Source organism: Micromonospora yongxingensis, from assembly GCF_052601155.1.
In genome coordinates this window covers 1-21983 of the sequence record NZ_JBQXEO010000036.1, presented here as the reverse complement: position 1 = coordinate 21983, position 21983 = coordinate 1, and the positions used below count along the sequence as shown (strand labels likewise).

14 protein-coding genes and 2 pseudogenes are annotated in these 21983 nt (G+C 68.3%); 11 read left to right on the top strand and 5 right to left on the bottom strand.

Features of this window, described 5'->3' with window-relative positions:
• Positions 1-286 precede the first annotated feature (286 nt).
• Positions 287-724: a hypothetical protein gene (locus tag ACTWLT_RS29445; RefSeq protein ID WP_445321175.1), complete on the bottom strand. Its 438-nt coding sequence runs from the start codon at positions 722-724 to the stop codon at positions 287-289.
• Between the two features lie 1100 nt (positions 725-1824).
• On the opposite strand from ACTWLT_RS29445, the gene ACTWLT_RS29440 reads away from it, so the two are divergent.
• The 3 genes from ACTWLT_RS29440 (at position 1825) to ACTWLT_RS29430 (ending at position 4466) form a co-directional block, all read left to right on the top strand.
• Positions 1825-2811 (top strand): serine hydrolase domain-containing protein, encoded by a 987-nt coding sequence (locus ACTWLT_RS29440; protein ID WP_445321174.1) that lies wholly within the window; start codon positions 1825-1827, stop codon positions 2809-2811.
• A gap of 237 nt (positions 2812-3048) precedes the next feature.
• Positions 3049-3657, top strand: a complete 609-nt coding sequence (locus ACTWLT_RS29435; RefSeq protein WP_445321173.1) for a hypothetical protein — start codon at positions 3049-3051, stop codon at positions 3655-3657.
• A 326-nt stretch (positions 3658-3983) separates the two neighbouring features.
• Positions 3984-4466, top strand: coding sequence for a hypothetical protein (locus ACTWLT_RS29430; RefSeq protein ID WP_445321172.1), 483 nt, complete (start codon positions 3984-3986; stop codon positions 4464-4466).
• A gap of 21 nt (positions 4467-4487) precedes the next feature.
• Here the strand turns inward: ACTWLT_RS29430 and ACTWLT_RS29425 are convergent.
• Positions 4488-6050, bottom strand: a pseudogene (locus ACTWLT_RS29425) (DDE-type integrase/transposase/recombinase); the annotation flags it as partial.
• Between the two features lie 45 nt (positions 6051-6095).
• Positions 6096-6512: a DUF4259 domain-containing protein gene (locus ACTWLT_RS29420; RefSeq protein WP_445321171.1), complete on the bottom strand. Its 417-nt coding sequence runs from the start codon at positions 6510-6512 to the stop codon at positions 6096-6098.
• Positions 6513-7300: 788 nt separating this feature from the next.
• Here ACTWLT_RS29420 and ACTWLT_RS29415 point away from each other — a divergent pair.
• From ACTWLT_RS29415 to ACTWLT_RS29405, 3 genes and pseudogenes are all read left to right on the top strand, one after another.
• Positions 7301-7795 carry an NUDIX domain-containing protein gene (locus tag ACTWLT_RS29415; protein WP_445321170.1) on the top strand — a complete coding sequence of 165 codons (495 nt, stop codon included), beginning with the start codon at positions 7301-7303 and terminating at the stop codon, positions 7793-7795.
• Between the two features lie 270 nt (positions 7796-8065).
• Positions 8066-8657 (top strand): annotated as a pseudogene (locus ACTWLT_RS29410) (hypothetical protein).
• A 788-nt stretch (positions 8658-9445) separates the two neighbouring features.
• Entirely contained in the window at positions 9446-10489 is a 1044-nt protein-coding gene (locus ACTWLT_RS29405) for a LacI family DNA-binding transcriptional regulator (RefSeq protein ID WP_445321169.1), read from the top strand.
• A 43-nt stretch (positions 10490-10532) separates the two neighbouring features.
• Here the strand turns inward: ACTWLT_RS29405 and ACTWLT_RS29400 are convergent, their stop codons facing one another.
• Together ACTWLT_RS29400 and ACTWLT_RS29395 are read right to left on the bottom strand one after the other, a co-directional pair.
• A complete protein-coding gene (locus ACTWLT_RS29400) occupies positions 10533-11558 on the bottom strand; it encodes a LacI family DNA-binding transcriptional regulator (protein WP_445321168.1) in 1026 nt (341 codons plus the stop codon).
• 168 nt (positions 11559-11726) lie between these two features.
• The gene (locus ACTWLT_RS29395; protein WP_445321167.1) at positions 11727-11918 is read right to left on the bottom strand and encodes a hypothetical protein; all 192 of its coding nucleotides are present in this window, start codon (positions 11916-11918) and stop codon (positions 11727-11729) included.
• 153 nt (positions 11919-12071) lie between these two features.
• Between ACTWLT_RS29395 and ACTWLT_RS29390 the strand changes: the two genes are divergently transcribed.
• From ACTWLT_RS29390 to ACTWLT_RS29370, 5 genes are all read left to right on the top strand, one after another.
• On the top strand, positions 12072-13313 hold the full coding sequence (locus ACTWLT_RS29390) for an ABC transporter substrate-binding protein (protein WP_445321166.1): 1242 nt from the start codon (positions 12072-12074) through the stop codon (positions 13311-13313).
• A 107-nt stretch (positions 13314-13420) separates the two neighbouring features.
• On the top strand, positions 13421-14338 hold the full coding sequence (locus ACTWLT_RS29385) for a carbohydrate ABC transporter permease (protein WP_252417683.1): 918 nt from the start codon (positions 13421-13423) through the stop codon (positions 14336-14338).
• Positions 14339-14343: 5 nt separating this feature from the next.
• Positions 14344-15255: a carbohydrate ABC transporter permease gene (locus ACTWLT_RS29380; protein ID WP_252417682.1), complete on the top strand. Its 912-nt coding sequence runs from the start codon at positions 14344-14346 to the stop codon at positions 15253-15255.
• Between the two features lie 2 nt (positions 15256-15257).
• A complete protein-coding gene (locus ACTWLT_RS29375) occupies positions 15258-17180 on the top strand; it encodes a glycoside hydrolase family 127 protein (protein ID WP_445321165.1) in 1923 nt (640 codons plus the stop codon).
• A gap of 109 nt (positions 17181-17289) precedes the next feature.
• Positions 17290-21983, top strand: a 4694-nt coding sequence (locus tag ACTWLT_RS29370; RefSeq protein ID WP_445321164.1) for an Ig-like domain-containing protein, incomplete at its 3' end; no start/stop codon positions are given.

Genomic DNA, 21983 nt, shown 5'->3' with positions numbered 1-21983 from the left:
CCCTTTCGCCGTTTTGGGGACCAAGATCAGTCAAGTTGGAGCTGGTTTGGCGCTGCTTGACCGTTGGTCAAGTTTCAGTGGCTACCCGGGTCATTTGCCGAATTGTTCGTTCTCTGGATCAAGGCGGCCCGCGAAGCGGGCCGCGCTGGCCTACCCCGGCCTGCTGGCGACCTCCGGCCGGCATCGGCCGGGCTGGCCGGCCACGTTGGTAGGCGACCCGGACCATGAAGACCTCGGGGCTCCGCCGCACCCGGCGGCCAGTCCCGCAGATCCGCTGCATCGAGCCCTAGCAAGCACCGGGGAGCGTGCTGAGCAGGCTGCCGGCACCCTTGCGGACCGACTCGTCTTGGTCATCGAGCAGTGTCGCAAGCACCGTTTGGAGGCCGGTGCGCTGAGGTTCAGTCGAGTCAAGCCAAAGGCCGTAGCTGGTGGCGCCGTAGAGGTAGTCAGCGACCTCTGTTAGGTGGGTGTTGTCCTGCGCTGAGTTAGCTCGTTGCCAGGCTGCGGCGAATGGACGGAGCGCTGCTCTGTCACCACGCTTGATCAAGGCTTCCGCTGTTTCCTGAACGGGAGAGGTGTTGTCGTCATCTAGCAGGAGCTCTTGGAGCACCTCGTCGATGTTGTCGGATCCAGCGAACCGGCTCAGCTCGGTGCCGGCCCGCGCCCGCTCCGCGAAGTCATCTGACTTCGCCAGACGCAACAGTGTCTCGACCAAGTCCATCATGAGTGCACTCCTCTGAAGAACTGGTGGGCGGATCGCACCGCCCGGCTACCAACCCGACGGCTAGGGCGGATAGATTTTCGCCAACGGCAACCTACCGGCGCCCCAACTGGCCCGTGCCCCTTGCGTGCCCGATCGGATGGGCGTCGAGGGTCAACGGCGGTCAGCTTCTGGAGGTGGCTGCCAGCATGACGGCGCAGGTCAGGCCAGATCATTGCCGAGCGATCTCCGCCCGTAACCACACTTCCTAAACCGCGCGCTGCGGTCATCGAGCGTGTCAGCGTCCCGGGGACCAAGTAGGGACCACACGGCCTGCGCGATGGCGCGCGGCCCGACGTCGACCGCACGGCCTGATTTTGAAGATGGCGTGCGTGACGTGCGTGGACGTGTGGCGAAGCGTCCTGGGGGTCAAGGGGTCGTCGGTTCGAATCCGGCCGTCCCGACGCAGGTCAGAGGCCATTCGGGATCTCCCGGATGGCCATTTCTGATCTTGTACGGCAGTGAAGTACAGCAACGGCTCATTGATCGAGGCTTTCGCCGAGCCTCCGCAGGGCCTCGCGGGTCGTCTTGGACACGAAGCTGTGCCGCAGTTCGCGGGGAGCCCAGTCGCGCGGGTCGAGGCCCGCAGCAGCCCGACAGCCGGCCTGTGTCGGGCTTCCACTTGATCCGTCACACATCGGCTTCACTTGGAGCGTGACAGTCGGCCGGCTCTCCCCGGGTCGGGCTGTCACAGCGCGTAACTGGGGTGCCGCCTATCGCTGGAGCATGCGATCCCCGACGCGGGTCAAGACGCGCGGTTAGCGGCAGATGCGGATCCGCGCCGGCAGCTCGCGCTGGGCGTGGCGGGTTGTGCTGCTTGTGCTCGGCGCCACCCCGCGCACCCATCTACAGCGACCTCATTAAAGGTCTGGTACGCAAAATGGGCCGGCACGGGTTCTGGACGTCAACGTCGAGGCTCTGCGCCAGGAGGTGGCCGTCTCTCACAACGAATTCTGGCTGCGGCGGGCGGGGCTGGGCCCGCCCACCCGGGCCGCTCCAACAGAGAAATCCCGGTATAACGAGCATGCTGTTCCGTCGGCCGACATCGCCCCCTTGGAGTGCCAATGACGACGCAGTTGCGTGACCGTCTCGACGAAATACTCCAAGCTGGCCAGGTCGGCGGTCTGCACGCCGTCGCGGCGGTTCGCGGTGGTCAAACCTTGCTGGAGTACTACAGAGCCGGCGAGGACTTCGCCTGGGGCGACTCGCTGGGCGTCGTCGAGTTCGGGCCCGAGACGCTGCACGACATCCGGTCCGTCACCAAGAGCGTGACCGTGCTGTTGTACGGCATTGCGCTCGGCGAAGGACTGGTCCCGCCGCCGGCGGAGCCGCTCCTGCGGCTGTTCCCGCAGTACCCCGACCTGGCGGTCGACCCTCAGCGTGCCCGGCTCACCGTCGAGCACGCGCTGACAATGTCGTTGGGTGTGGAATGGCGCGAGGATCTCCCGTACAACAGCGCGGCCAACGCCGAGATCGCGATGGAGCTGGCGCCGGACCGGTACCGGTACATCCTGGAGCGGCCGATCCTCGAGCCGCCCGGCACCCGATGGACCTACTGCGGCGGTGCCACGGCTCTGCTCGCCCGACTGATCGCCGACGGCACCGGGCAGTCGCTGCCGCAGTACGCGCAGTCCGTGCTGTTCGCGCCACTGGGCATCCGCAGCTTCGAGTGGATGACCGGCGCGGACGGAGTGGCCTCCGCCGCGTCCGGGCTGCGACTCGCGCCCCGCGACCTGGCCGGGATCGGCGAGCTGCTGCTGGCCGAGGGAACCTGGAACGGTCAGCGAATCGTCCCCACCGACTGGATCCGCACGATGCTCCAGCCACGCCTGCAGACCAGCTGGGGCGCGCAGTACGGCTACCAGTGGTACATCGAATCCATCGAGGGCCATCGGCTGGTGGCCGGCATGGGCAACGGCGGCCAGCGCCTGTTCGTCCTGCCCGACCTGGACCTCACCGTAGCCGTCACCGCCGGCAACTACGACGACCCCGACCAGTGGCGGACCCCGCTCACGGTGCTGGAACGGGTCATCCTCCCCGCAATGGCTTGACGGCACCGCTGCCGCCGGTCAGCCCGTCGGCTGGCATCTATCTGGGCCGGACGTCACCTCGCGTATGCGGTTGGGACAGCTTCTTCCTTCGCCGGAAAGGGACCGCGGCACGGCAGCCGATCGACATCCGGGCATCAGCACGACAGGGCGGCGCCGAACGCGCGCGGTCAGCGGCAGAAGCGTGCACCTGATGGCGGCGGGCAGCGCTCGCACGATGATCAGCTACGCTGCGAGACCGTGGGACATGTCCTCGCCCGGCTGGCCGGCTACGGAATAGCGCTGACACCGCACTGGCCGTACATGTTCGAGCGACACCAGGCCGACTCGGACGCCGTACGGGTCACTCGCTGGACTCCCTCCGGTCCCGCGCAGGTGGTAATCAAGCCCCATCAACTCACCGGCGGTGGAGACGTCGTGGACGTCGCAGTTGGGCCGAACCATCCCTGCTGGTTCGTCGAGACGTCTACCTTCCGTCTGCGCTGGCCCACTCAGTTCACCGTTGAGTCACCCCAGGATCAAGGCGATGGCACACCGTTCTACCTGCACGGACGGGGCGAGGCGGTCATCTTCCCTCAAGGCCCGATAGCGAAGGAACGACTAGTAGATCCCCGCGCCCTTGTCGCCGCTGGGCAGAGAGTTCTGGATCAGCGCGTGGCCGACGACGGCTCCAGATTGATCGAGTTGGGCTATGAACACAACGAAGAGCCGTGGTGGCAGGGGCACTGGACGATCCCGTACGACTCGGACCATGTCTTGGTCTTGACGGCTCAGGCGCTCTTGGCGCACTCGACACAGACCCGCGAAGCTGCGGAGGTTATCGCAGCGACTTTCGAACGCTGTCAGTAGAGGCCTGGGCATCCGCTCTTCGGCAGAAGCGGATGACTGGCACACCGGCCGTCGTGGACAACCAGCGTCACGGTCTGTACCCGGCACGCTCAAGGCCCGTGTAACCCATCAACTGAAGTAGCGCGTCAAGCGGAGTACGACACCGACAGCCGGCCCGTGCCTGGTCTCGCATGATGGTTGACGGAACGGCGTCGCAGGACGCTTGACACCAGGCCGAGATCGATTGCTGGTTGTGTCCTGGTGTTCAGGGCCGATGGTACGGGTGTCGAGTGCTGGGAGCCGGTTGTCTTGGTCGTGATCGGCGGGGGCGCTCGTAGGATCTGCTGATGATCGAACCTTCGCCGGTGACCCGGTCGTCCATGAACCGTGTCTCGCCGATAGTGGCGCCGATGTCCGTGGCGGTGCTCCCGACCCGAATCTGGTCCGACGAGCAGTGGGAACGGATCAAGCTCGGTTACGAGGCTCGCGGCATGGATGAGAAGTGGAACGTGTTCGTTGAGGACGAGGTCGCGTTCCTGCATCGCAGCTGGACCGGCCATGGAATCTTCGAAGCGTCATTCTCGCCCGTGGTCGGCGGTGGCTGGCGCATCTCAGCGGCGGCGGTGGAGTCCGATCCGTCGCGTTACCGGCGCAGCTCGGATCAATACGACCGGGTGATGCTCGAGCTTGTGCTCAGCGGGATCGTGCTTGGTGAGCCGGCCGTGGACCTGCGCGCCGAGCTGGTTGCTCTGACATCGCAGGCGTCCGGACGCACAGATCTTCCAGCCGGCCTCATTGAACACAGCGCGCTCGGCCTGCGGTCAACCTGATGGGCAAGGACAACTGCCGGGTCAGGACTGTTGATGACGTCCCTGAGCCTGACCCGGAATGGTGATCTGGTGTTTGGCCTTGGTGCGGTTTAGGTCGGTGGTGCTGCGGCGGGGCACCGCCTTGATTGGGGTGTCGGCGTCGTAGACCGTGACGACGTGCTCGTCGAGGGCGACCGTGACGAGTTTGCGGGCGTGCACGACGCCGACTTGGATGCGCTGCCCGGCGACTTGGATGCTGCCGGTGACCGACACGACCCGTTCGACGGCGGGCGCGGCGGCTGGGGGTGGGATCGGGGAGGCGGGTCGGGCGTCGCGGATGCGGCCGCAGGCGGTGGGCGGTAGTGGGCAGCGCAGGGTGCGGCGCAGCTGCCCGGCCTCGTCGATGACCTGCAGGAGGATGCCGTCGAGGCGGATCCGGACCCGCTGGCCTGCGAGGGGCATGCCGACGCTGATCTGCCTCCCGGCGATGCTGATGCCGCCGCAGGCGTTGACGACCCGGTCGACCTCGACGGCGGTGCTCTGCGGCTCGGGCTGCGGCAGTGGGGGCGGGCCGGCGGGAGTGCCGCCGTCGGCCAGGAGCCGGGCCAGGTCGCGTTGGGACAGCCTGGATGCGCTGGACTTGATGCGGGCGCCGTCGGCGGTCAGGACGTGCAGCCGGTCGGTGTCGACCCAGATCGTGACCGGGGTGCCGGCGAGGGCGGGGCCGAGCCACACCTGCTGCTGGGCGACCGTCAGGTTGCCTGAGGGTGGCACGACGCGGACGAGTTGCACCGGCTGGGAACGGCTGGTTGACACGGTCAGCGAAGCGACGTCGACTTCGACGACGGGTGGCGTTCTCGGAGCCGGTGGTGCGGTGGGCAGCAACCCGGATGGCAGGCGCAGCGGCAGTGCCTCTGCTCCGGACCGGTCCCGCCCTGGGGTCAGTCGGTGGAACCGGTCGGCGGGGAAGGCATCGTCGATGCCCTGATGCGGCCGGTCGTAGTTGTATTCGGCGACGAACACGTCCACCGCGGCTTGGGCCTGCTCGACGGTGGCGAACACCTGCCCGTCCAGACATTCGCCCTGCAAGCTCTGGTGGAAGCGTTCCACCTTCCCGGTGGTAGTCGGCGAGCGGGGTTTGGTGTTGCGGGCCACGATGCCGTTCTCCCGGCAGATCCGCTCGAACAACACCTCACCCGGTCGGGGCTTGGTGAACCGGCCGGTGAACTGCTTGCCGTTGTCTGTCAGCACCTCCCCGGGCATCCCGAACCGGGTCAGGGCAGCGGCGAATGCGACGCACACGGCCCGGCCGGTGGCCCGACGGACCACGGCGGCGATCACGCAGTAGCGGGAGTGGTCGTCCAAGCCGGTGACGACCTTCGCCTCCGTGCCGTCGGCCAGCATGGCACCACCGACGATGTCCATCTGCCACAGCTCCATCGGTTCTGGGCGTTCCCACCGCCGGTAGTCCTCCCGCCGGCGCTTGCGCGGCACCGCAGGGACGAGGTTGTTGCGGCGCAGGATCCGATAAACGGTCGCCCGGGCTGGCGGCGGAGTCACACCTCGACGTCCGGCCTCGAACCGCAGTCGGCGCGGACCCCACCGTGAGCCGGCTGCCGGCCCGAGTGGTGAGAACTTTCTGTACGTCTATCAAGGCGGCCCGAGACGGGCCGCACGCGCCGCCGCCTGGGCGCGCGCCGGCCGCTGCCGCTGTCGCTCTGCGGCCGTCACGCCGAACGCCCGGCGGCTGGCGCGGAGAGCGGGGAGCCCGGGGGTCGCCGCAGAACGACAGGCCGATGAGTGGGGAACTGGGCCGGCAGCCGGCCTGGGCGCGGCGGCATCGGCGTGCGCGGACCTGGAGCTGGAGTCGATCGGCTCGCCGCCAGGGCATTGGGCAGCGGCCAGGGCGGCAGCGGCGACGGCCCGAGGGGCGTCGAAGATGTCGAGGTCAGTGGCGCCGGCGACCCGTTCTAGCACGCTGCCGGCCAGCTCGATGCGTGCTTCCACCGTCGCCTCATCCAGGTCACCGGCGAAGTCAGCCGTCGTCGTTGCCGGACGGACCGACATCCCAGAAGCCCATAGCCGCCACCTCTCCAACAGTGCCGGGAACCGCGATCGTAGATCTCCTGGGCCGTCAGCGGGGATCAGGGGTTGGCGTGCCCGGCACGCACCCGATCCAGCGGTCAACACCGGCCTATAACGGCATCCCTGAAGGCCGCACGGTGAACGCACCGCGCGCTTCTGCTAGGCAGTGCGGCTACCAAGGATGTATCAATCCGATTTCCAGGCGGATGCTCGGCACCAACTGGCGGTCCGCATCGCGATTTTCCTATAGCTCCGCGCAGTAGATCTCGACAGGGGGCTCCGACGCCTGCAAGCGGGACAGGTCCAGGGGGTCACGACCCGACCGGGAGATGACAGCGGCCACGGCTTCGTTGAACCCCTCGGTCATGTTATTGATCTCCACGAACTCACCCGAGACATGCGTGGCATCCATCCATACGATGTGCTGATCGTCAGGAGGTAGCAGTGAGGCGTACACGGCGACGCTGGCTACTTCCACCCAGGGAAGTCCCGTAGTCCCGTCGGTGCACGACCCAGATTCCCAGGTCGTCGACAGACACGCGTTCGGCCATGGAAGCCGACTGTAGCGGCTGCGCAGCATCCAGCAGGTGGCCGCCGGGCCGTGGGTGACTCTCGGGCTGCATGGCGGGGGACGTTCATAGACGTCAGTGGACCGTCTGCCCGATCGGCGGGCATGTAGCGGCAGGTCAGCGGGCAGTGTTGGTTGCCGGGGGTCAATCCGCCGCTCCGTGGTTAGCGCGGCAACGCCACGCTTCTGGTTTGATCACCGGATGGGTTATGTCGGTTCCTACACCTGGCAACTTCGACAGTTGGTCGGGTCTCGACTGCTGCTCATGCCCGGAGCGCAGGTCGTTCTCCTCGACGCGGCTGGGCACGTCTTGTTCCAGCGACGTCGTGATTCTGGTTTGTGGGAGATACCGGCAGGGGCCGCCGAGCCAGGAGGAAGCTTCGTCGGTACCGCGATCGACGAGGTTCGAGAGGAGACCGGACTCATAGTCGACAGCTCCGATCTCGTCGCCTTCGGTTGCCTGTCTGAGCCGGATGCTCACGTCATCACCTATCCCAACGGGGACCGGATGCACTGCTTCGCCATGTGCTTCCAAGCGCGACGATGGTCGGGCGTGATCGAGCCGGAAAGCACCGAGGTGCTCGAAGTGGTTTTCGCTGACCCCGCAACGCCACCCGGCCCGCTGCAAGCACAGACCCGAGTTGTCCTGGAAATGCACACCGCGTATCGCCTGACTGGCCGGTTCCAAGCCAGGTGACGCCTGGACTTACGGGCCATCGTGGCGAGTAGTGACATGGCACCCATCGGGCACGAGCGGGCGCGAGAGGCAAACAGGTAGGCCCCCCGGGTGTACGAGTTTCGGGCAGCACGACCAGTTGAGCAGTTCTTCCAAACTGGCAGTCCCCTTGTCTAGTCCGTTTCAGGCCGCCATACGCGCGTTGGGTTGGATGTGGCCGTGACCGCTCATGCTGTAGCTCAAGCCCTGCCGGACATCGCAACGCTTCGCGACCGATGCCGGGCGTTGGCGATGTTGGACGCGATCATGAGCCCGGATTGGGAGTTCCGCTACTACTCCTTCGACTCGCGATGGGGGGCCCGGCGAGGAGATGGCGTCCATGCGGAACGGCTCGGGTGACGCCTACTCGATCGTGTTCTCGCCACCCGGCGCGTTCATCAGAGGGCTCGACCACGAGTCGCCGATGAGCCCGGCTCGCAACGACGAGCTGTGGCCGGGGTTGGTCGACACCGTGCCGGAGGTGTTCTCCGCGCATGTGAACGAGCCGGCGTTCGGCTACAAGGGCATGTTGTCCGCGACGGTGTGCCTGTGGCGCCAGGTCGACGACGACCGGTGGCAGGCTGGCGACATCGACTTTCCCGGTGGCGACGACCCCGACGGTGCGGACGGACTGTTCGAGGTGCTGGTCGACCCCACGCCTATGGGGTACCAACGCTTCGCCGAGGACTACTACGAGACCAGCGTGAACATCGAGGCTGTCAGTGAAGTCCTCGCGCTGCGCCCGCTCACCGAGGACCTGGTACGGCGCCTGAATCCTCACGTGACGATGGAGGACCTCGTTGAAGATCTCGCCGAGATCAGCTACCCGCCGGGGACGGCGTAGCGGCTCCAGGTGCCGCCGGGCTTCGAGACGTTGATGCGAGCGCATCTGGACACTTGAGCCTGGCTGTACAGCCACCCGTACAGCCAAGCGGCCGACGACGTACTACGAAGACGGACGCCGCCCGACGCGGCGCGCAGGTCAGCGACCGTGGCCGACGTCTGCCGACAGCGTGGTTCCTTCACACCGAAGCGTCATTGTCCGTTGGATCCAGAGCATGAAGGCGGTGATGGTCAGGGCCGGTGCTGGGCTCGCCTCGTCAACATGAAGTCCGCATAGTCCTCCCCGGCAACCCCGTGGTTGACCCACCGATCCGGGGAGGCCCAGTGTCCCGCTCCGCCAGATTCAACGCTTCGGCCGGGACTGGAACGTGGCCGATCACGCGGCCGAAGCCCGTGTCGTCACCGGCTGAGGATCCGCGTCCCGGCAGCGACAGGCCCGCCGGCCGCTGCCGGGACGTCAATCCCGTACTGCGCTGTCGATCACGGAGACGGTGTGTCCATGGTAGTGCCGGTGCCGAAACCGGGTGCGTGCCGTACCGACCATTTGCTGCAAATCTCCTGACAGCCATTGCCGAAACCGTTTTCGGCAATCATTGTCAGAGACCAAGCGGCCGGGCCTGGTCGAGGTGCACGAAAGGACCACCTGTCGCCGGCGGCACACGTCGCGACCTCCTGACGAGGGGATGCAGGGTGATCGAAGACGACGGACGTGACGGGCGAACACCCCCGTCCACCCCGGCACGGCGCGACGAAGCCGAAGGGGCGACCAGACATCCCGACCGATCGATCATGCGCGACGTCGCGGAGTTGGCAAAAGTGTCCTCGCAGACGGTTTCCCGCGTCATCAACGGGCACCCGCACGTCGCTGACCGGACCCGGCAACGGGTCCTGGACGCGATGAGCAGGCTGAACTACCAACGAAATCCGGCGGCCCGGGCGCTGGTCACCCGCCGATCCGGCACGCTCGGCGTCATCGGCTACGAGAGCCCGCTCTACGGGCCGACCTCGATGCTGTACGCGATCGAGGGCGCGGCCCGCGCCGCGGGCTACTTCGTCAGCGTCGCCAGCGTGCGCGACCTGGACCACCGGTCGGTGCTCGACGCGGTCGACTGGCTGCGCCGGCATTCGGTCGAAGGAATCATCGCCATCGCGCCCAAGCCCACGATGGCCAACGCGTTCGCCGAGGCGTCCTCCGGCCTGGCCTCGGTGACCGCGGGCGGCGGCTGCAGTCCGGCGGTTCCGAGCGCCCAGATCGACAACGTCGAAGGCGCGCGGCTCGCCACCCGCCACCTGCTCGAATTGGGGCACACCACCGTTCACCACGTCGCCGGCCCGGATGACTGGCCGGAGGCGGCTGAGCGGGTCGACGGCTGGCGCGACGCGCTCCGGGCCGCCGGTGCGCCGGTGCCTGCGGTGCTGCCCGGTGACTGGAGTGCCGCCACGGGATACGAGCAGGGTGCGTGCCTGGCCCGCGATCCGTCCGTCACCGCCATCTTCTGCGCGAGCGATCAACTCGCCCTCGGCGTGCTGCGGGCGCTGCACGAGGCGGGCCGCCGGGTGCCGGACGACGTCAGCGTGGTGGGCTTCGACGGCACCTCCGACGGTGCCCATTTCCTGCCGCCACTGACGTCGGTGCGGCAGGACTTCGCCGAGCTGGGCCGGCGCAGCCTACGGCTGTTGTTGGCGCAGCTCGACCGGCCCGCGCACGGGCCGCTGCGCCGGCGGGACGTGCTCGTGCCCGAGTTGGTCATCCGGCGCAGTGCGGTGGCACCGCGCGATCGTGACCGGCCGGCTGCGGAACTGACGCGATCCGGTCTGAGACACAGCGCCTGACCCGACGGATCTCCGCATCGCCGGCCCGGCGGTCCCGGCCGTTTCAGCGGCCGGGCAGTGCCGGTCCGGTGGACTCGCGTACCACCAGGCGGCCCTGTTGGCGGATGACACCAACGCCGGCGTTGCCGTCCAGCGCCGCGATGAGGTGCTGCACCGCGGTTGCGCCGAGCTGCTCGAGATTGAGATCCACTGTGGTCAGCGGCGGCCGGCAGTCCTCGGCGAAGAACTCCCAGTTGTCGTAGCCGACGATCGCCACGTCGTCCGGGATCCGGCGGCCGAGGTCGCGCAGCGTGTCGGCGACCCCGGCGGCCACCTGGTCGTTGCCACAGAAGATCGCGTCCACGTCCGGCCTGGCCGCCAGCAGCAGCCGTGCCGCGTGCCGGCCCCACCGCTGGGACCACTCGCCGAACAGCGGATCGCCGGCCGGAGACAGGCCCGCCTCGGCGAGCACCGTTCGCAGACCGGCGGCCCGGTCCCGGGCAGCACGGTAGCTGTCCGGCCCGGTGATGTGTCCGATTCGGCGTCGGCCGTGCGACACCAGGTGTTCGGCGGCGAGTCGGGCACCGCCCTCGTCGTCGGCGACGATCGACAGGTCGCGCGGGTCCGTCGACTCGGCGTAGGCGTAGACCACCGGAACCGGGATCTGCTGGGTCAACGAGGGGCTCACCTCGTTGCTGTCTCCAACCACGATGAATCCGTCGACCTGGCGTGCCAGCAGGGTGCGGATGTAGTGCTGACGGCGGATGGCGTCGCCCCGGGCGTCGCAGAGCAACACAGACATCTGCCCGTTGCCCAGGGCGTTCTCCGCACCGAGCAGGATGGACATGGCGAACCTGCCGCCGAGTTCGTCGGTCAGCAGTCCCACCGTGCGGGTGCGTCCCGAGATCAGCCCGGCGGCCAGGGCGTTGGGCTGGAAGGAGAGTTCGGCGGCGGCGCGCAGCACCCGTTCCCTGGTGGACGGCGCGACTTCGGCCCGACCGTTGAGCGCTTTGGACGCCGTGGCCACGGAGACGCCGGCGTGGCCCGCCACATCACTCAGCGTCACTGACTGCGATCGTCGCCGTCCCACCCGAAAGCCTTTCGCAACATTTCAGGGCAACGGCAATCGCCCGCCATCCCTGCGGTTTCGGCCAGCGTAGTGCGCAGACAGGTTCAGGCGAAAGAGCGCGAGGCGGCCGAAGCAGGTTCGGGTTTTTACCCGCGCGACATCTTGCCGAAACCGTTTTCGTGGGACACCCTAGCGGCGGAACGTGATGCGCACCACCTCGGCCACGACGGTGACGATGTGCCGCACGAGCCGCATGCCGAGACCGGCGAGAGGCGGAGAGGCGATGACGACATGGCAGGCATCGCCCGTCGCGGCGGCGCGAGCAGCACCCACGTCACGGGCGGATTCGACCCGGCACGCGGTTGGCGGCGACGTCGCCACCCCAGCCGTCCGCATGCAGCAGCAATCCGGAGATCACATCTCGTCTTGCGGGGGCCGCCCAGCGGTTCCCTCCGAACGATGAACCCCGTGGGAGGAATCATGAGGAAGACCCTGGGCAGGCGGACTGCCCTCCGTTCGTTAGCCGGAGTTCTCGTGGCCGCGCTGACCGTGGGCGCGGCCGCGTGCAGCAGCGACGACGGCGGCACCAGTGCGGCCGAGGCCGGCCCCAACGGCGTGGACGACGGCAGCGAACTCACCCTGTGGACCCGCGCGCCGCTAGAGAAGCAGGCGAAGCTCCTCGTCGACGCGTACAACGCCGGCCACAAGAACAAGGTCAAGCTGACCGTCGTTCCCAACGACGACTACGTGGCGAAGGTCGGCGCGGCAGCGGGCTCGGACGGTCTTCCTGATCTTTTCGCCGCCGACATCGTCTACGTGCCGAACTGGGTGCAGCAGGGTCTCTTCCAGGACCTCAGCGCCAACATCGACGGCCTCAGCTTCAAGGACTCCATCAACAAGGGGCACCTCTCGGCCGGCACCGTGGACGGCAAGAAGCACGTCCTGCCCTTCGTGCTGGACCTGTCGATGCTGTTCTGGAACAAGCAGTTGTTCAAGGAGGCCGGGCTGGACCCGGAGAAGGCCCCGGCGACGCTCGAGGAGTACGCCGCCGCCGCCAAGGCGGTCCAGGCGTCGAAGAAGGACGGCGTCTACGGCACGGCGGCCGGCCTGAACTGCGGCGGGTGTCTGGTCTTCACCTGGTTCCCCTCCATCTGGGCCGCTGGCGGAGAGGTGCTGAGCGAGGACGGCAAGGAGTCCAAGCTCGCCGACGACACCGCCCAGAAGGTCTACAGCACCTGGAACGACCTGTGGAAGTCCGGAGCCGTGCTGCCGGCCTCGGCCGGTGAGACGGGCCCGACCTGGACCGCCCCGTTCACCGAGGGCAAGGTCGGTCTGATGCTCTACCCGGCGACGCTGCTCTCCTCGACCCCGTTCGACGTCGGCGTGGCCCCGATCCCCGGCCCCACCGGCGGTGGGTCCACCTTCGTCGGCGGGGACGGCCTCGGCGTGTCGAAGGACTCGAAGAAGGCGGCTCAGGCCTGGAACTTCCTGAGCTGGATGATGTCCGAGGACGCCCAGGTCGGGGTGCTGGCGAAGAACAAGGACGTGGTGTCCCGCGCCGACCTCGCGAACAACAAGTACGCCGCCGAGGACCCGCGGCTGGTCACCATCAACGAGGCGGCCGGCAAGGGCGACACCCCCGTCGCGCTGAACTTCCAGCAGGCGTTCAACGCGCCGAACAGCCCGTGGTTGACCCTCGTTCGCAACCGCGTGCTGAACGGCAGCGGCGACCTGCAGAAGGACAACGGCGAGATCACCGCAGTGCTCAAGCAGTAGGGCCCACCGCGGGTGTGTGCCGACCCACGGCTTCCCGGCACACACCCCGGCGGAACGACCCGCAGACGTCAACGACCGCCCGTCGCCGACCGATCGAGAGGGTTCCCATGAGAGTCACCGCACCGTCTCGCCCGCCCAGCGCGGCGACGCGGGGCCGTGCCCGGCCACGCGGCCGTCAGGCCCTGCTGGGCTGGCTCTACGCGACACCGACCGCGGTGTTCGTCGTGGCGCTCTTCGCCGTACCGCTGCTGCTCGTCATCAGGATGTCGGTGTCGAGATGGCCGCTGCTCACCGGCAACCAGGGGATCAACGCTCCCGACAACTTCGTGAAGGCGGTCAACCACCGGTTCTTCACCGACTCGGTGGTGTTCACCGTCAAGTACACCGTGCTCGCGACCGTGCTGCTCCTGGCCCTCGGCCTGGGGCTCGCCCTGCTCGTGCAGGAGTCGAGCCGGTGGAACAACCTGCTCCGCGCGTCGTTCCTGATTCCCAGTGCCCTCGGTCTGGCGTCGGCGTCCCTGCTGTTCTACGTGCTCTACTCGCCGTACGCGAGCCCCCTGGCGCCCGTGCTGGATCGGCTCGGCATCACCTTCCTCGGTTCACCGACCGCGGCGCTCATCTCGACGACGTTCCTCATCGTGTGGCGCTACGCCGGCTTCTACATGGTGCTCATGCTGGTCGGCCTCCAGGGCATACCGGCGGACGTGTACGAGGCCGCCCGCGCGGACGGCGCCAGCCGGTGGCAGACCTTCCGGAAGATCACTCTGCCGCTGCTGCGTCCGACCCTGGCGCTGACGACCGTGCTCTGCGTGACCGGTTCGCTGCTCGCCTTCGAGCAGTTCTACATCCTGACGAAGGGCGGTCCGGACAACAGCACGATCACCGTCGTCCAGCTCATCTACATGGTGGCGTTCCAGGGTCAGAACGACCTCGGTGTGGCGGCGGCGCTCTCCCTCATCGTGCTGCTGGCCCTGGTCCTCATCAACGCGCTGCAACTGCGCGCCTTCCGGTCCGAGGAGAGCTGACGCCGATGGTCGCCGTATCCCGTTCCCACATCGCTGACGGCGGGGCCCCGCCATCCGTCGAGGGGCCAACGCGCCGCAACAGACCCAGGGGCGTCACCATCGGCGGCATCGCGCTGCGCACACCGTACTGGGTGTTCTCCGGATCGGTCGGGCTGATCTTCCTGGCTCCGCTGCTCTGGACGGCGGTCGCCTCGGTCGGCCCGCGGGCCGGCACGAACCAGGTGGACGGCTGGGGCTTCGGCAACTACGAGACGCTGGCGAACTACCAGGCCGGCATCTGGCGCTACCTCGCCAACACGGCGTTCGTCGCCCTGCTCGCGGTCGCGCTGACGCTGCTGATCTCCCTCCTCGGTGGTTACGCGTTCGCCCGGTTCCGCTTCCCCGGCAAGAACATCCTGTTCCTGGTCACGCTCGCCATCCTGATGGTCCCGTACGCGACGCTGCTGATCCCGCTCTACGTGCTGCTCAACCAGGTGGGGCTGCAGAACTCCCTCGTCGGCGTCGCGCTGGTGCTGACGATGTTCCAGCTCCCCTTCTCGACCTTCCTGATGCGCATCTCCTTCGAGGCGGTGCCACGCGAGTTGGACGAGGCCGCGATGGTCGACGGCTGCTCGACGTTCAGCGCGTTGTGGCGGGTGCTGTTGCCCGCGGTGAAGCCGGGCCTCATCACCGTGGGGCTGTTCGCGTTCCTCACCGCGTGGAACGACTTCATGGCGCCGCTGATCCTCATCAACGACACCGAGCGCATGACCCTCCCGCTCGCTGTGTCCAATCTGCGGGGCCAGGTCCAGGGTGTCGTCGACTACGGGGCGACCGAAGCGGGCGTCGTCGTGCTCGCCCTTCCGTGCATCGTTCTGTTCCTGCTGCTCCAACGACACTACGTGCGCGGCTTCATGTCCGGCGCGATGAAAGGATGACCATGAGCGGCACCGTACCTGCGGCCGCCCCCGTCCTGCCGATCCGTGGCCGGCTCCGGCCGCTCGGGCTGGACCAGGTCCGGATCACGGGGGGATTCTGGGCCGAGCGTCAATCGATCAACGGCGTCGCGACTCTCCCGCACATCGAGCACTGGATCGAGCGCGAAGGCTGGATCGGCAACTTCGACCTCGCTGTGCGGGGCGACCTGTTGCGCGATCGCCGTGGTCGCGAGTTCTCCGACTCGGAGATCTACAAGTTCCTCGAGGCGATGGCGTGGGAGATCGGCCGGACCGGTGATGCGGAACTCGAGTCGAGGTTCCGCACCGTCGTGCGGCGGGTGGCTGCGGCGCAGGAGGCCGACGGCTACCTCAACACGAGATTCGGCCGCCCGGGGCAGGCCCCCCGCTGGTCCGACCTCGAATGGGGTCACGAGCTCTACTGCGTCGGTCATCTCCTCCAGGCCGCGGTCGCCCGCGCCCGAACCCGTCCGGGCGCGGACGACGGCCTGTTCGAGGTCGCCCGCCGTGCCGCCGACAACGTGTGCGAGACGTTCGGCCCGGACGGTATCGACGGCCTCTGTGGACACCCGGGGATCGAGACCGCGCTGGTGGAGTTCGCCCGGGTCACCGGTGATGACCGCTACCTGAGCCAGGCGGCTCTCTTCGTCGACCGCCGGGGCCACGGCCGGCTCAGCGATGTGGAGTTCGGCCGGGAGTACTTCCAGGACGAGCTTCCCGTCCGGGAGGCGACGGTCCTGCGGGGGCACGCGGTACGGGCGAACTACCTCGCCGCCGGCGCCGCCGACGTCGCCGTCGACCTGAAGGACACCAGCCTGCTGGACGCGGTGCGCAACCAGTGGAGCAACGGGGTGGCCCGGCGCACGTACGTCACCGGCGGGCAGGGCTCCCGGCACCAGGACGAGGCGTTCGGCGAGGACTGGGTGCTGCCGCCCGACCGCGCGTACTCGGAGACCTGCGCCGGGGTCGGCTCGGTGATGCTCGCGTGGCGGCTGCTGCTCGCCGACGGTGACGCCCGCTACGCCGACCTCATCGAGCGGACGCTGTTCAACGTGGTGTCGACCTCGCCGTCGGCCGACGGGCGGAGTTTCTTCTACACGAACACTCTGCACCGCCGCGAGCTGGGCACCCTCCCCGACGCCGACCGGCCCAGCCTGCGCGCGGCGGCCTCCCTGCGGGCGCCGTGGTTCGAGGTCTCCTGCTGCCCGACGAACGTCGCCCGCACCCTGGCCAGCCTGACGGCGTACGTCGCGACGTCCGACGACGAGGGTGTCCAGCTGCACCAGTACCTGCCGGGGACCATCGAGCACCGGCTCGCAGACGGGCGTGACCTTCGTGTGAGCGTGGCGACCGACTACCCGCACGGCGGGCAGATCCGGGTACGGATCGAGAGCGACGACGACCAGCCCTGGTCGCTGACGGTGCGGGTGCCCGGCTGGGCGGCCGAGGGTGCGACGTTGACCATCGCCGGAGACACCCGGCCGGTCGGGCCGGGTTTCGTCACCGAGCGCCGGACGTGGCGCCGCGGCGACGAGGTCGTCCTGTCCCTGCCGATGGCGCCGCGGTTCACCCACCCGGACGCGCGCATCGACGCGGTCCGTGGCTGCGTCGCGGTGGAGCGCGGCCCCGTCGTGCTCGCCCTGGAGTCGGTGGACGTGCCCGGCGTCGAGACGGTCGACGAGCTCCGCGTCGACACCAGCCGACCGCCCCGCCTCGTGAATGGCCGGGTCACCGTGCGCTGCCGGCGCGTCCACCCGCGAGACCACGACTGGCCCTACCGGACCGACGCGGTCGAGTCGGCGCCGACGGTCGGCGAGGGCCTCGACGAGGTGGCGCTGGTGGCGTACCACGACTGGGCCAACCGAGGGCCCTCGACCATGCGCGTCTGGCTCCCGACAGTGCGCTGACCACATGTCACAGGCCGAGAGGCTCTCTGATGTTAGCGCTAACTTCTACACCCGCCTCACCCGTTCAGCCGCACCGACGACAAGGAGGAACGACATGATCCATAGACGAGTGAGGAGGGTGCCCCTCTGGGCCGCCCTGGCTGCGCTGGTGGTGGGAGGGGCGGTCGGCGTACCGTCCCCGGCCAACGCCGCCAGCCCGATCCTGCCGGGCAACGAGGGTGACGTCGGCGTCTACACCAACGGGCAGAACCATGCCATGGAGATCGGCGACCCGGCGTACAGCAACGTCGGCGACGTCGCCAACCAGCTCAAGCCCGGTGTGCCGTTCACCGCGGGGAACATGCACCAGTCGATCTTCGAAAAGGATCTGGCCGCCGGCGGCACGGACTACTACCTCGACCGGGTGCTGGGGGTCCCGGGAACGCTCGGGTCGGCGGTGCTGATGACCCGGGGCCGCTCCCTCTACATGCGCGGCGCGAGCAACAACAACTTCACCAGCATGGGCTTCGCCGGCAGCGCGTACGTCGGTGGCCCCAACAACCTCGGCAACCTGTACACCGTCACGGTGCCCGGGCAGACCGTCACCGAGGTCAACGCCAACCGCTTCAACGCGCCGAGCCACGCGAAGACCCGGTACACGATCGGGACCACCGGCGTCACCGCCGACCAGACCAAGTTCATCACCGAGGACAACGTCGCCGTCACCGCCATCGACTTCGGCAACCCCGGCGACGCGCCGGCCACCTTCACCGTCCGCGCCGCCTCACCGCTGGCGACCCAGGCCGGGCCGGGCGCGGCCACGCTGACCGGCACGCGCACCATCACCAGCGGCTCCAACAACGGGCTCGTCGACACCGCGTGGGACTCGGTCAGGGTCGACCTCACCGGTGCCGGCTTCAGTCGTACCGGAGCCAACCTCGACCGCGAGATCACCGTGCCGGCCGGCGGCACGGTGTCGCTGTCGGTGGTCGGCGCCGTCTCCTCGGCGACGCTGCCGAAGACGGTGCAGAGCTACCAGGAGTACGCCGCGATGTCGCCGGCCACGGCCGTGCGGACCGGCATCACCGCGTTCAACCGCCGTTGGGCGCAGGACGTGCCCTACATCGACGTGCCCGACCCCGCCTTGGAGAAGGCCATCGTCTACCGCTGGTGGGGCGAGCGGTACAACACGCTCGACGCCAACGCACCCGGTCACGTCTACCAGTACCCCACGACGATCGAGGGGGTGAACCTCTACCAGAACGCCGTCGCGCTGACCCAGCCGATGCACCTGCAGGACACCAAGTGGCTGCGCACGCCCTACCTGCCGTACGGCCAGGTCCTCAACATCGGCGAGCTGTCGGGCTCCTCGGCGTTTCTGGACAGCCCTGGGCACACGAGCTGGAACAACCACTACTCGCAGTACCTCGGCACCGCCGGGCTCGAGGCCTACAACGTGCACGGCGGCGGCAGGGAGATCGCCCGGAAGTTCGCCCGCTACTTCGAGGGCGACGGCGTCGGCCAGCTGGAGCACTACGACGGCAACGACGACAAGCTCATCGCCTACGACACCAACTACATGCCGGGCAACGACGCCGACGCGATCACCTTCGGCTACCCGAAGGCCAACGCCGGCGCACCCGGCGCGCGCACCATCGAGCGCCCCGAGTCGGCGTACGTGTGGGGCGCGTTCGACGCCGCCCGCCAGCTCTACCAGATCGCCGGCGCCGACCAGGGCAAGGTCGACGAGATGGCCGGCGGCGCCAACGACATCCGCGCGGCGATCCTCGATCGGCTGTGGAGCCCCGACATGCGGATGTTCCTCGCCGGCACGTCGCACGGCGCCACCAGCGCGGCCACCGCCAACGGCCGGCCCAACCCGCTGCCCGCGTCGGCCCGCGACCTGATCCCGGCCCGGGAGTCCAATCTCTACGACGTCTACGCCGAGAACCTCATCCCGTTCGACCAGTGGCAGAACTACGTCGACGGGTTCCGGTTCCTGACCTACGGCGACAACTTCCCGATCTTCCCGTTCTACACCGCCAACCAGTACGACCGGACGGCCTACGGGATCGGCGGCTCCAACAACTTCTCCAACATCAACTTCACCGTGCAGTACCGCGGTGTCCGCTCGGCGTTGCGCCACTACGACCCGGAGCAGAAGTACATCACCCCGGCGTACGCCAAGCGGCTGCTGGACTGGATGGCCTGGAGCATCTACCCGAACGCGGACCTGCGCGCCCCGAACCAGGCGGAGTACTACTCCAACTGGGACCCGACCGCGAAGACCTACAACCGCAACAACCCGAACCACGTGATGCTCGGCAACATGAACTACATCTTCGTCGAGGACATGGCCGGCCTCCAGCCGCGCTCCGACGACAAGATCGAGCTGTCGCCGATCCAGTTCGGCTACGACCACTTCATGGCCAACAACCTGCGCTACCACGGTCAGGACGTCACCATCGTCTGGGACCCCGACGGCAGCAACTACGGCCTGGGCGCCGGCTACAGCCTGTTCCTCAACGGTGAGAAGAAGGTGAGCACCGACAAGCTCGGCAAGCTCACCTACGACCCGCGTACCAACCAGGTCCAGGCCGAGGACGGCCTGACCGTCACGTTCACCGCGACGACCGGTGCCAACATGCCGAGCGCGGTCGACACCCCGATCGAGGACACCCGCGTCGTCGAGTACCTGAAGACGGCCGGCATCGACCTCACCGAGGATGCGCCGAACCTGGCGGCAGGCGCCAACCTCAGCTCGTCGTACACCCAGCAGGGCGTGCGGCCGACGCCGTGGCGGCAGTTCCACACGCCCGGCTGGAGCACCACCTCGATGAACCACACACCCGGCGCCATCAAGGAGACCGAGCGGCCGGTGTCGCTCGCGGCCGTGACCGACGGCGTCACCGCCAACGAGCCGTACTGGGGCAACTACGGGACCACCGACAAGAACGGCTACATCGAGCTCGACCTCGGGTCGGCCAGATCCTTCGACAACGTGAAGGTGTACGCGGTCAGCGACCGCCAGGCCGGTGGCTACCGCGAACCCGCGCGCTGGTGGGTGCAGGTGCCCGACGGTAACGGCGGCTGGAAGGAGGTACCGGGCCAGTTCAAGAACCCGACCGTCCCGACGGCGAAGTTCAACGAGGCGCTGTTCCACACCGTCACCTCGAACAAGCTGCGCATCGCGTTCACGAACAACCCGACCTTCTACACGGCGATCTCAGAGATCCAGGTGTTCGACTCTGGGCGTGACGTACCGGACGTGTCCAACCAGGCGCCCGTGGTCACCGCCGCGCGCGACGGCGCGGCGGACGGCAACCTGTCCACCCGACTCGTCGGCACGGCATCCGACGACGGCATCCCCTACGACAGCGAGCTGACGTACGGCTGGGAGACCGTCTCGGCCCCGTCCGGAGCCGGCGTCATCTTCTCCGACCCGAAGGCACTGACCACGCGGGTGACCGGCACGGTCGAGGGTGACTACGTGTTCCGGCTCTTCGCCAGCGACGGCGAGAAGCGGTCCGAGGCGACCGTGGCGGTGACGCTCGCCAAACGGGAGGTGGTCGCGGAGTTCGGCTCCTCGGCGACGATCAGCACCAGCGGCACCGCGTCGTGGGAGAACCACCAGCGGGTCAAGGAGAGCACCACCCCGACCAGCTCGAACCCGGGGGCCGGAAACGGCTGGGGCAACTGGGGCCAGCCGCAGAACGGCACCAGCCCGGAGCGGGCGGCGTGGATCCAGTACCGGTGGACGGCGCCGGTACGCCTGTCCTCGACCGACATCTACTGGTACGACGACAACGGCGGCACCCGCCGGCCCACGGGCACGACGTACGCGATCGAGAGCTCCGCGGACGGCACCACCTGGACGCCGGTCACCCTCACCGGGGACTCGACGTACGCGAACGGGCTCGCCACCAACACCTACAACCACTTCGACTTCCAACCGGTCACGACCAGCTATCTGCGCATCCGCATCTGGGGCCTCATGGGCAGCGGCGCGGGCACCGGCGTGCTGCGCTGGCGTGCCAACGGCGAGACCGTCGACTCGGTGCGCTCGCCCGTGCTCATCCGGACCACCGTGGGCGAGGTGCCCGCCCTGCCGGGCACGCTCGACGCGGTCTACGCCAGCGGCGCCCGCGGCGGCGTCGCGTTCAATTGGCAGGAGATCACGCCGGCGATGGTCGCGGAGACCAACGTCGAGCCGTTCGTGGTCTACGGCACGAACGACGCGTACGGCCTCATCGCCGAGGCCCGTGTCTACGTGCGCCCCGAAACGGCGCCGGGCGGCATCTCGATCCAGGGCGCCGAGACGTTCGAGCGGTCGGTCGACGTGGGGGAGCTGCCGCACCTGCCGGACAAGGTGGAGGTCTCCTACAACGACGGGTCCCGGGACAACCAGGCCATCGGCGTCGACTGGGAGTTCGACGAGGACATCGTCGACACCCCCGGTCGCTACACCATCATCGGCAATCTGATCCTGCCCGACTACGTCAGCCAGGCCGGTGCCACGCGGACCACGCTGACTCTCATCGTGGGTGACCCGCCGGAGACCCCGACGTGGGACGTCGAGGTGCAGGCGCGCACGCAGTGTGTCGGCACCCGCGCCTACGTCTCGGTCAACGCGCGCAACGCCGACGACGTGCCGCTCAGCATCGAGCTGATCACGCCGTACGGGTCGCGCACGGTGTCCAGCGTCGCCCCCGGCAAGTCCGCGTACCAGGCGTTCACCACGCGCGCCGAGTCGGTGCCGGCCGGGGTCGCGACGGTGAAGGCCACCGGCAGCGTGGACGGCCAGCCCGTGACGGTGGCGTTCGA